The 11,640-nt window shown below is 37.4% G+C and carries 9 protein-coding genes and 1 pseudogene; 4 read left to right on the top strand and 6 right to left on the bottom strand.

The genetic code is table 11. From position 1 onward, the window contains the following. Positions 1-2,200: pseudogene (locus Q763_RS07225) on the bottom strand (hypothetical protein); the annotation flags it as partial. 372 nt (positions 2,201-2,572) lie between these two features. On the opposite strand from Q763_RS07225, the gene folE reads away from it, so the two are divergent. From folE to lgt, 4 genes are all read left to right on the top strand, one after another. Continuing rightward, positions 2,573-3,244 (top strand): GTP cyclohydrolase I FolE, encoded by a 672-nt coding sequence (folE, locus tag Q763_RS07220; protein WP_035132656.1) that lies wholly within the window; start codon positions 2,573-2,575, stop codon positions 3,242-3,244. Positions 3,245-3,289: 45 nt separating this feature from the next. After that, positions 3,290-4,774, top strand: coding sequence for a cysteine--tRNA ligase (gene cysS / locus Q763_RS07215; protein WP_035132654.1), 1,485 nt, complete (start codon positions 3,290-3,292; stop codon positions 4,772-4,774). A 4-nt stretch (positions 4,775-4,778) separates the two neighbouring features. Beyond that, on the top strand, positions 4,779-5,030 hold the full coding sequence (gene yidD / locus Q763_RS17700; RefSeq protein ID WP_084596025.1) for a membrane protein insertion efficiency factor YidD: 252 nt from the start codon (positions 4,779-4,781) through the stop codon (positions 5,028-5,030). A 66-nt stretch (positions 5,031-5,096) separates the two neighbouring features. After that, positions 5,097-6,041, top strand: a complete 945-nt coding sequence (gene lgt, locus Q763_RS07210; protein WP_035132652.1) for a prolipoprotein diacylglyceryl transferase — start codon at positions 5,097-5,099, stop codon at positions 6,039-6,041. 70 nt (positions 6,042-6,111) lie between these two features. Here the strand turns inward: lgt and Q763_RS07205 are convergent, their stop codons facing one another. From Q763_RS07205 to secDF, 5 genes are all read right to left on the bottom strand, one after another. Beyond that, a complete protein-coding gene (locus tag Q763_RS07205) occupies positions 6,112-6,546 on the bottom strand; it encodes a hypothetical protein (RefSeq protein WP_157499366.1) in 435 nt (144 codons plus the stop codon). Then, positions 6,518-7,318 carry an energy transducer TonB gene (locus Q763_RS07200; protein ID WP_035132649.1) on the bottom strand — a complete coding sequence of 267 codons (801 nt, stop codon included), beginning with the start codon at positions 7,316-7,318 and terminating at the stop codon, positions 6,518-6,520. The genes Q763_RS07205 and Q763_RS07200 overlap by 29 nt, the downstream gene beginning before the upstream one ends. A gap of 8 nt (positions 7,319-7,326) precedes the next feature. Continuing rightward, complete coding sequence (locus Q763_RS07195) at positions 7,327-7,719, bottom strand: ExbD/TolR family protein (RefSeq protein ID WP_035132647.1); 393 nt, start codon at positions 7,717-7,719, stop codon at positions 7,327-7,329. Between the two features lie 2 nt (positions 7,720-7,721). Then, the gene (locus tag Q763_RS07190) at positions 7,722-8,378 is read right to left on the bottom strand and encodes a MotA/TolQ/ExbB proton channel family protein (RefSeq protein ID WP_232297507.1); all 657 of its coding nucleotides are present in this window, start codon (positions 8,376-8,378) and stop codon (positions 7,722-7,724) included. A gap of 203 nt (positions 8,379-8,581) precedes the next feature. Next, positions 8,582-11,518, bottom strand: a complete 2,937-nt coding sequence (secDF, locus tag Q763_RS07185; RefSeq protein WP_035132643.1) for a protein translocase subunit SecDF — start codon at positions 11,516-11,518, stop codon at positions 8,582-8,584. Between the last annotated feature and the right edge of the window lie 122 nt (positions 11,519-11,640).

Here is an 11,640-nt window from a genome sequence, read left to right as displayed (position 1 = left end):
AGGCATGGAATTCAGCGGCCGGGTTGGAAATTGTTGGTAATGCATTGATGATCAAATCAAAATCAAAAACGCTGTAACAACCCGTTAACGTGTTCTCTAATCGTACATAGATCGTCTCGGTAAACGGAGTGGTATTCTGATACGTTGCCGGGTTGGCAATAACGTTGGTTGCGCTATCGGCATCGGCAAAACTCATATAGTAACTCACCGCGTAATCAACATTACCGCCGGTGATTTCTGTGTCTTTTGTGGTCAAATCAAACTCCTCGATACCGTCGTTAGCATCAGGGTCGGTCTGGTCACACTGAACGTAGTTCGTGATTGGGGCTAAAATAGTAGGCCTTTCATTAACTGTTAAGTCCATTGTTACAACTGAGTAACATGAAGTAACTAAAGCTCCCTGCTCCTGCACTCTAAAGTAGATTGTTTGTGCATTTGGTACAGTAGTCGTAAATAATGGTTGTGCCTGAGGGTTTATATTAGCATCTGCATCTGCCTGAGAAAGGTGAACAGATACATCAAGAGTCATTCCAGGCTCATTTGCCATAATACCTGCTATAGCATTAGTCAAATCAAATTCGGCAAGACCATCGTTTGAAGCATCATCACAAGTTTCCATTGGTGCAGGGTTTACCACATCGTTAGGAAATTCTGTAAGGTTTATATCAAAATTCGTTATATCATAACATCCTTCATCATCAATAACAGCAACTCTTATAAAAATTGTCTGGCCATCTGTTGCAAGGTAGGCATCAGGAGCAGTTATTTCATTTGTATTAGAATCAGCATCAATTAATGACTCATAATAAAACACTTCAAAAGCATTTGGATCCAATCCGGCCATAACATCGTTATACTGCACTGTAAGATCTACTACTTCAGTACCGTCGCCATCTAAATCACATACATTTATATCATCAACCTCTCCCGCAACAGGAGCATCTGCAATTATAATTTCAAAAGATACAACTTCATAACATCCCGTAAGTACATTTTCTATCCTAGCAAAAATAGTCTCACTAACATCTGTAGAGTATGCAGTATCATTTATTATTTGATTAAAAGGTGCCTCAGCATCCTCAAGTGAATGGTGATAAGTAATAGGATACTGGAACTGGTTATAACCATTTCTTATTACAGGTGTATTTTCAGTTAAATCAAATGTGTATGGCGGAGGATTCGTAGCACATACATAGAAATTATTTGGAGTACCTAACTCAAGAGGTTCATTAACTTCTACTGTTACATCCTGAGTTTTTATAACCTCAGTACCATCACAAGCAGTATAAATAGCCTGAGCAGTATATGTAGTAGTTACATCCGGACAAACTGTTATGGTAGTATCAGTACCTATTTCAGCACCACCTAAAAGCCAAGCAAACTCAACGTTTGAGTCTCCGTTTGGAGTAAACCTCCAAGCTTCATTTGTTGCACTCCAGTTACCGGTGTTACGTCCCGGAGGCGCAAGAGCATCTGTACCGGCAGCATTTTGAATACCGATAAGACCTACACCACCCTGCCAAGAATTACACGGAACCCTTCTCTCTACATATACTTCAACAACATTAGTCGTTTCATATAATACAATTTGAGAAGTTTGAGCACCAATGGTAGGATCACTATTACAGGTTCCACTAAACTGTGCCACTTCAGAAATATTAACTACAAGTGTACGACAAGGAGCACTACCTAAAATAGCATAGTTAATATTTGGATCAGCAAAAGTATTATTAACACCCGGATCAATATCCTGATAAACACCATATATGGCATTTTTTATAGGAAACCCTGTATTAGGTATAGTTTGATTATACGACCAAGGACAACCACCACCGGCTGTAAAACCAGTAGTATCAAATGTAATTACACCATTTGAACCTATAAGTACATTGGTATAACTCTGACCATAAAAACAAAATGAAAACGGTAGTGTAACCAATGGAGACCACACGTCATCTGTATTTACGGATACCTGCGTACCACCAATAAAAGGATATGGCGGAGCATAATCAACAGAACTCACCTCATAAGAGGTTGTTTCACCTGTTTCGAAATACTCAGCAATAAGGTCGGTACAATCACCCGGATTACACAAAGGCGCCGGAGCAAATGTCCCTACATCAGGACAACCTGGAGCCTGTGAAAAACCTTTAAAACTTAAAATGCTCAGAAAGAACAATAAAAGGTACTTGTTTCTCATTTTTTTAACTTGTTTTTTGAAACGCGAAATTTACACAAATTTAAAGCGCTGACTAGAAAAAATTATTATTTTTTAGCATATCACTTAAAAATATAACTAAAACATACATAATATTACTACAACGCTTATTAATAACAGTTATTACCTAACCTACCCTACCTTGTTTGGTTTTTTTTAACATTTTAATGTTTTTGGGTAAATTTAAAAGGGTAAACATAATTTGTTACAAACATAACATATTATTTAATACTTACATAAAACCGAAGTAAAGCAACAAAATGAAATTTCAGTTAAAGCTACAGTCTTTAAAATCAACTTTTATAACTATCTTTGCGACCTGACTTTTTAGAGTATATATTAATTATTGTATCAATGATTGCTAACGAGGATTTAAAAGACGATATTGGAGAAAACCATATTGCAACAAGCGCAGAAACTCCTTTAAGGGCAGACGCTTTTGAAATGAGTGATGACCAAAAGATAGAAGCCATAAAAAAAGATGTTGAAAACATTTTACATACACTTGGAATGGACCTTACAGACGATAGTCTTAAAGGAACTCCTAACCGTGTGGCAAAAATGTTTGTAAAAGAAGTTTTTGGCGGACTAAACCCTTCTAAAAAACCGGGATCATCTACATTTGAAAACAAGTACAAGTATGGTGAAATGCTTGTAGAAAAAAATATAACTATTTATTCTACCTGCGAACACCATCTTCTTCCTATTGTAGGACGTGCTCACGTAGCCTATATATCTAACGGAACTGTTGTAGGGCTTTCTAAAATGAACCGTATTGTGGATTACTTTGCAAAAAGACCACAGGTACAGGAAAGACTTACCATTCAAATTGTAGAGGAACTTAAAAAGGTGCTTAACACCGAAGATGTTGCCTGTGTAATTGACGCTAAGCACCTTTGTGTTAACTCAAGAGGTATTCGTGATATTGAAAGTAGCACAGTTACTTCAGAATTTGGAGGAAAGTTCAAAGAAGAGAATGTAAGAAGAGAGTTTTTAGATTACATAAAACTTGACACACAATTCTAATCCTATTATTTTTATACCGTAACTTACGGATTCAAATTAACCCATATGCAATTGTATAAAAACCAGGCTTTAAAAATTTATAATTCGCTTAGCGGAGACAAAGAACTGTTTACCCCAATACACGAAGGCAGCGTAGGCATGTATGTTTGCGGACCTACGGTATATAGTAATGTGCACTTAGGGAACTGCAGAACCTTTATCTCTTTTGACCTGGTTTTCCGTTACCTGAAACACCTTGGCTTTAAGGTTAGATACGTACGTAATATTACCGACGTAGGCCACATTGAAGACGATGCCGATGACGGTGAGGATAAAATTGCAAAAAAGGCAAGGATAGAAAAACTGGAACCTATGGAAATTGTTCAGCAGTATTCTGTAGATTTTCATCAAATCCTTGAACTGTTCAATAATATGCCTCCAAGTATTGAACCAACGGCTACAGGACACATTATTGAGCAGATTGAAACCATCAAGAAAATAATAGAAAATGGTTTTGCATACGAGTCTAACGGCTCAGTATATTTTGACGTGGTTAAGTTTAATGAAACCAACCACTACGGTAAGTTAAGCGGAAGGAATCTTGAAGACATGATTTCCAACACCCGCGACCTTTCCGGACAGGATGAAAAAAGAAACCCTCAGGATTTTGCACTTTGGAAAAAAGCCGAACCACAACACATTATGCGTTGGCCATCACCTTGGGGTGACGGTTTCCCGGGATGGCACCTGGAGTGTACTTCTATGAGTACAAAATATTTAGGAAATCATTTTGACATTCACGGTGGGGGTATGGACTTAAAGTTCCCTCACCATGAATGTGAAATTGCCCAAAATGAAGCCTGCACAGGTCAGTCGCCGGTAAACTTCTGGATGCATGCCAATATGCTTACGCTAAACGGCAAAAAAATGTCTAAATCTACCGGAAATAACATTTTACCGAGAGAGATATTCTCGGGTAATAATGAAATTCTTAGTAAGGCATTTTCACCAACAGTTACCCGTTTCTTTATACTACAGGCACACTACCGCAGTATACTTGATTTTAGTAACGATGCTATTCTTGCTGCCGAAAAAGGCTTTAACCGCCTTATGGAAGCCCTTGAAGCATTGGAAGGACTAAAAACTTCAGACAAATCGAGTATTGACATCGAGGCTTGGAAACAATCCTGCTATGATGCCATGAACGATGACTTTAACAGCCCTATACTTATAGCTCAGCTTTTTGAAGCCGTTCGTTACATCAATCTTCTAAAAGAAAACAAGGAAACCATTACAGCGAGTGACCTTAAACTACTTTCTGAAATATTAAATGCTTTTGTTTTTGATGTACTTGGACTTGTTGACGAAAAAACAGCTTCAAACAATAACGACAAACTTGAAGGTGTTGTTAACATGCTAATTGGCATGAGAAATGAAGCCAGAGCCAATAAGGACTTTGCCCTTTCTGACCAGATTAGAAATAAACTGACTGAACTTGGTATAGAACTGAAAGACAGCAAGGAAGGCACTACGTTTTCAATTCAATCATAATGATTTGACATTAAGGAAAATTATAATAACACCCTTTGTATTATTAGTACGCTTTTATCAGGGTGCTATATCTCCTTTCCTACCTTCGGCTTGCCGCTACACTCCTACCTGCTCTCAATATACTATTGAAGCCCTGCAAAAGCACGGACTTTTTAAAGGCGGGTGGCTAAGTATTAAACGTATTGCCAGCTGCAACCCCTGGGGCGGACGCGGGTATGACCCTGTGCCCGAAAGAAAATGCCGGCATAATCATTAATTAACGGTTTTTAGACTTGGCAATCTTTCACATTTATTTATTTTTACAGAAATTAAACCAATTAAAATGACACACGCTTTAAGCTTTGTATGGAACCCTCACGAAGGTATAGACCTTGGATTCTTCCTTTTACGTTACTATAGCCTTATGTGGGTAGTAGCCTTTGGACTGGGATGGTATGTAATGAAAAACATATTTGTTCGTGAAGGCGAATCTATGGAAAAGCTGGACAAACTGTTTATTTATACTATAGTTGCCACTATGATAGGTGCCCGTTTAGGTCACGTAATATTCTACCAGCCTGAACTGTTTAAGGAAGACTTCCTTAATGTTTTCTTACCTTTTAGAACAACACCTAAGTTTGAGTTCACAGGTTTTGCAGGACTTGCCAGCCACGGTGCAGCAATCGCCATTATACTTGTAATTTTTTACTACAGTAAAAAAATCATTAAAAGACCTGTATTATGGATGCTGGATCGTATTGTGGTTCCGGTAACACTGGGCGGTATTTTTATCCGTATAGGTAACTTTATCAATTCTGAAATATTAGGTCGCGAAACAACTGCAGATGTACCTACGGCCGTTAAATTTATTAGAGGTGAAGATGGTGAACTGGGCAGACGTGCCATAATGGAAGCCACCCAACAAACAGACTACAATAAGGCATACGACCTTGTACAGAATGACCCAAGGTATGCTGATATACTTAACGCTATACCTTACAGGCATCCGGCACAGTTATATGAAGCATTTTGTTATATATTCGTATTTGCCATAGTATATTATATGTACTGGAAAACAGATTCAAGAAAACAGCACGGACTTATTTTTGGGGTATTCCTTGTATTACTTTGGACTGTACGTTTTGTAGTAGAGTTTGTAAAAGAAAGCCAGGGAGGATTTGAAGGAGAAAACCCTATATTACTTACAGGTCAGTGGTTAAGTATACCTTTCATACTGGTAGGATTATACCTTATATTCACTTCTAAGAAAAGAACTGAAACACTTTAATAAGAGTTAATTATATAAAATAAGAAGCCCCGCATTTGCGGGGCTTCTTATTTATGTGAAATTATTATATTTAATCAGTCAGTCTAAAATCATATGAAATATTTCCAAGCTGTATCTCTGGCGCTTTATTACTACCGTTAAATTTGGTTTCCAAAGCTGCTTTCTTTGCCTTTTCCAACAAGCAAGCTGCATTATTAGTTGTACCCCTAACACCGGGAACTGCTTTTATTACCTTACCGGAGCGATCTACATGAACTTCAACAACCACAATACCTTGCTCCAAACAGTCAGAAACCAACTTTACAGTAGTGACTTCTTGATTATTATCAGCTTTAGGAGAAACAATCCTATATTTTAAGGCATCCTGAACATTTACTATTAACTGTTCAGGGTTAGGTTTAGATATTGCAAGAACCTCATTTTCCTCCTGAGAAAAGCAGGAAAAACTTAAAAAAACAACTAACAAAAAGAACTTATTAATCAGTAAGCTTAAAATTATAAACAATCTCACCTATTTGTTTATCAGGAGCACTGTCACTACTATTAAACTTAGTTTCCATAGCAGCAACTTTAGCCTGATCCAATAAACATTTAGCTGAGTTGGTAGTACCTCTGGCTCCCGCCTTAGCTGATATAACATTACCATTCTTATCTACCGAGATTTCAACTACAACTGTACCCTGCTCATTACACAAATACTTAGGAGCCGGTTTGGTTAAAGCTTTACGTCCTGCTAGCCTGTAGTTGCCAGATCCGGTACCTGCTGTACCTCCTCCTCCATTACCATAGCCTCCTTGGAGAGAACCATCAATCTTTCCTTTATCTCCTGCCTTATTATCATCACCCTGCCCCTGTGTAGCTTTACCTTCGCTTTTAGGTCCGTTTATAAGACTATTTAAAGCATCTGTAGTAGTTTTAGACGGCTGAGGCGGCTTAGGAGTTTCCTTTGGTTTTTCCGGCTCTTTAGCAGGCTCTTTTTTAGGTTTCTCGTTACTTATAACAGGAGCATCATCTACATCCTGAGTAGCAACATCTTCTGTAACAGGAGCTGATGCAGGAGTTGATTCCTGTGGTTGTGGTGCCGACTGTATCGGCTGCGTAGGCTGCACATCACCCGAACCGAAATCAGTAGTCCCAAAATTAATGGCAATACCGTTTTCAGGCGGTGGATCCATATATGATAGTCCACGAAAAAGACACAAAAGAAACAACAGAGCAAATATAGCTACTGTTATTGCAAATGATTTTTTTTCTTCTTCTGTTTCTAAATACTTCATTATTCCTATTATTTAGGATTAACTGCCAATACTATTTTGAATTGATTTCTGTAAGCTATATCCATTACACTAACTGCCTTTTCAATAGGCACACCGGTTTCGGCACGTAACACAATGGCCTTACTTTCATCTCCCGAAAGCATCTCTATAAGAGTTGACTCAAGTGCTTCTTCAGCAATTGGCTTTTTATCAATATAATATTCAAGGTCTTTAGTTATACTTACCGCTACGTTTTGATTGTTAGCTGTTTTACCTTTAGCCTTTGGCAGGTTAAGGTCGAGCGCATCGGTTGTAACCATGGTAGAAGTAAGCATAAAGAATATCAACAACAGGAATACGATATCCGTCATTGATGACATGTTAAACTCGGGTGTTACCCTGTTTCTGCTTCTAAACTGCATAATTATACCGGATCATTTAATAGGTCAAGGAACTCAACTGCGTTGGCTTCCATCTGGTTTACAATCTTATCTGTTTTTACTACTAAGTGGTTATACCCTATGTAAGCTACAATACCTACAATCAAACCAGCTACAGTAGTTGTCATTGCTGTATATATACCACCGGCCAGAGCGCCAACCTCAATTTGACCTCCGCCTGTTGCTATTTTATGAAACGCAAGTACCATACCAACTACGGTTCCAAGGAATCCAATCATAGGACCCGCACCCGAAATAGTTGCAAGTATACTAACATTTTTCTCCAGACTGTAAATTTCCAGCTTACCGGCACTTTCTATAGCTGTATTAATATCTTCAAGCGGTTTACCAATTCTTGAGATACCTTTTTCTACCAGTCTTGAAACCGGAGTGTTTGTATGCTGACATAAAAGCTTAGCACTATCCAAACGACCATTCATTATATGATCTCTTATTTGGTTCATGAACCCTTTATCTACCTTAGATGCCGCCTTAAGCGTAAGCAATCGCTCTATATAAAGGTAAATGGCTACAAATAAAAGTACCACCAGTACGATCATAATTATCTGACCGCCAATACCGCCACTTGTAAGAAGTTCAATAATAGATAATGTTTTTTCTGTAGACTGTTCGTCTAACATAGCTTCCTGAGCCACTGCCAGGCTATCGGCAGCATTCTGAATGTTTACCATAGAGAATTAATTCTTAAAATATTTATCTTTTAAATTTTAACGCTAATATAGGCTAAAAATTGCTTAATAGCCATCACGCTAACATCTCTTTTAGAAATAAAAAAACCTGCCTGAAAATCAGGCAGGTTTTATATATAATGTAATCTGTTATATTATTCAGCTGCATTGTGAGCTGCCTCAACAGCTTTTTTCTCTTTTGCAGATACTGTATCTACAAGTATTGGAGTTGCAATGAATAGTGACGAGTAAGTACCTACTACGATACCTACAAGCATTGCAAATACGAATCCTTGAATAGACTCACCACCAAATATGAACATGATTAATAATACAAGCATTACAGTTAATGAAGTATTGATTGTTCTTGATAATGTAGTGTTAATTGACTGGTTAACGATAGTATCAAAATCACCCTTAACAGAACCTCCAAGGAATTCCCTTACCCTGTCAAATACAATTACCGTATCATTAAGCGAGTAACCAATTACCGTAAGGATAGCCGCTATAAAGTGCTGGTTCATTTCCATTTGGAAAGGAGCTATTTTATAAAATACTGAGTAAATACCTAATACAATGATAACGTCGTGAGCAACTGCCACTACCGCACCTAAACTAAACTGCCATCTTCTAAAACTTAGCATTAAATAAATAAACACTATAGATAAAGAACCAAGTACAGCCCAGTAAGAGTTTGTTTTAATATCTTTTGCAATTGTAGGACCTACTTTAGAAGCCTGCATAATACCCACAGTCTTACCATCGTAAGTGTTTACAAAATCTTTATATGAAATCTCTTTTGAGTAGAATTTCTTAAGATTATCGTATAGTATCCTGTTAACTTCTTCATCAACTTCAACACCGTGAGCATCTACTTTATATTTAGTAGTAATTCTTAACTGATCGTCGCTACCAAACACCTTAGCATCTACAGCACTACCAAAAGCATCGCTTAGTACACTCTTAACTTCTTCTACAGATACTTTGTTTTCAAACCTTACCTGGAAAGTACGTCCACCAACAAAGTCAATACCCTGATCTAAACCATTTGTAAAGAATGAAGCGAAACTACCAAGGATAAGTAATCCTGAGATGATGTATGCAATTTTCTTTTTAGCAAGGAAATTAAAGTTAAATTTAGTAAACCAGTTCTTAGTGATACTAGTATTGAAAGTTAGGTTACCTCCTTTGTTAGTTGCCCAGTCAAGTAAAACTCTTGTGATAAAGATAGCTGTGAAAAGAGAAGTACATATACCTATAAGTAATGTAGTAGCAAAACCTTTAACAGGACCTGTACCGAATATTAAAAGCACTAAACCTGTAAGGAAAGTAGTTACGTTAGCATCGGTAATAGAAGACATCGCACCTTTCCAGCTAAATGAAGCCTTAATAGACTCTTCAAGCGTTTTACCCAGTCGCATTTCCTCTTTTGCCCTTTCGTAGATAATAATATTAGCATCTACCGCAGTACCCATTGTTAATACGATACCGGCAATACCAGGTAATGTAAGTACAGCACCTAAACTGGCAAGAATACCGAAAATGAACAGTAAGTTAACAGCTAGTGCAATGTTTGCATACCAACCAGCCTTACCGTAGTAGAATATCATCCAGAAAGAGATTAATAATAAACCTACTAAAGATGAAGTAATACCGTTATCAATAGCTTCCTGACCCAATGACGGACCAACAACCTCTGATTGTACTATATCTGCAGATGCAGGAAGTTTACCTGCTCTTAATACGTTTGCTAAGTCTTTTGTTTCAGTTACATCAAATGAACCTGAAATTTGAGAACGTCCACCTGAAATTGGACCTGAACTTACAGTTGGAGCAGAATACACTATATTATCAAGTACGATAGCAATGTTTCCTTGTTCCTCATAAGCCTGTCTTGTTAACTCTTCCCACTCTCTTGATCCTTTAGCATCCATTTGCATTTCAACACATGGTCTACCTACATTATCAAATGAATCGTTAGCTCCAGTGATAACGCTACCGCTTATTGGCGCAATGTTTTCTCTGTTACCTCTTAAAGCATATAGTTCAACTACACCAGGATTCTTTTTATCTTCTTTACCCCATGCAAAACGAGTATAACGAAGTTCACCAGATAAAGCAGAACGAACTTCAGGCCTCTCTAAGTATGAATTGATTTTAGCAACATTTTCTGTAGCTGCCATACCAATTATAGGGCTACCCATTGGACCAGGGCTCAATATTTCAAATAATGGATTGTTACCTTTAGCAGTAGCAGAAGAATCCTGAGCATTATTACCAATTAGTGTATCAATTTTAGCAGCTTCCGGCTCTTCAGTTGTTTTAACATCAGCTTTCATTGCCTCGTTAGCTGCTGTTAACACACCTACCATTTGGTCTACTTTGTAAGTTGGCCAAAACTCAAGCTGAGCTGTACTTTGTAAAAGTCTTTTAACCCTGTCAATATCCTTAGCACCCGGAAGTTCTACAAGAATTCTTCCTGACTCACCAAGTTTTTGAAGGTTTGGCTGTACAACACCAAATTTATCTATACGTTTTGTTAGCACTCCAAATGCACTGTCAACAGCTTCATTAACTTTTCTTTTGATAACAACTTTAACTTCCTCGTCAGACATTTGTGTATGAATGTCATCAGCTAAGTCTCTGTTAGCAAAAATTTCTGTTGAAGACAATTTAACCGAACCGTTTGATTCTTTAGCGAATGCTACGAAAAACGCGTCCAAATAATCCTGATTACCTTGTTGTTCCTGTGAAGCTACATCTAAAGCTTTGTTGAAAACAGGATTAGTAGTATTGTTTGCCAGTCCTTTAAGAATATCTTTTACAGATATCTGTAGGATAACATTAATACCTCCTTCAAGGTCAAGACCTTTGTTAATTTGTTTGTCTCTTACCTGATTGTAAGTATAACCAAGAAAAACTTCCTGCTTCCCAATTGAGTCCAGGTATGCAAGCTCTTTTTGAGAGTCGCCGTTGGCAGCTGCCTTAGCATCTTCCTGAATACCATTAGAAACAAATGTGAACGAAAGCTGATAAATACTTACGATCGCAAAAATAATTGCGAAAAATTTAATGAGTCCCTTATTCTGCATTAGTACTAAAAATTAATTATTCCATTTTTTAAAAACGAGCAAATATATAATTCTCCAAAAGATTAACCAATTTATTTTCTAAATATATCATAAAAAAAAGACCGCTTAAAGCAGTCTTTTGC

Source organism: Flavobacterium beibuense F44-8 (assembly GCF_000769915.1).
Taxonomy (GTDB): Bacteria; Bacteroidota; Bacteroidia; order Flavobacteriales; family Flavobacteriaceae; genus Flavobacterium; species Flavobacterium beibuense.
The sequence above is the reverse complement of the archived record's forward strand: the minus strand, read 5'-3'. Positions and strand labels throughout refer to the sequence as shown.

What these genes read in the sequence shown, in the direction of transcription:
- Q763_RS07190 (WP_232297507.1), bottom strand. Translation starts at nt 8,378, where the DNA reads ATGTTAGACGAACAGTCTACAGAAAAAACATTATCTATTATTGAACTT.
- Q763_RS07195 (WP_035132647.1), bottom strand. Translation starts at nt 7,719, where the DNA reads ATGCAGTTTAGAAGCAGAAACAGGGTAACACCCGAGTTTAACATGTCA.
- secDF (WP_035132643.1), bottom strand. Translation starts at nt 11,518, where the DNA reads ATGCAGAATAAGGGACTCATTAAATTTTTCGCAATTATTTTTGCGATC.
- Q763_RS07200 (WP_035132649.1), bottom strand. Translation starts at nt 7,318, where the DNA reads ATGAAGTATTTAGAAACAGAAGAAGAAAAAAAATCATTTGCAATAACA.
- cysS (WP_035132654.1), top strand. Translation starts at nt 3,290, where the DNA reads ATGCAATTGTATAAAAACCAGGCTTTAAAAATTTATAATTCGCTTAGC.
- lgt (WP_035132652.1), top strand. Translation starts at nt 5,097, where the DNA reads ATGACACACGCTTTAAGCTTTGTATGGAACCCTCACGAAGGTATAGAC.
- folE (WP_035132656.1), top strand. Translation starts at nt 2,573, where the DNA reads ATGATTGCTAACGAGGATTTAAAAGACGATATTGGAGAAAACCATATT.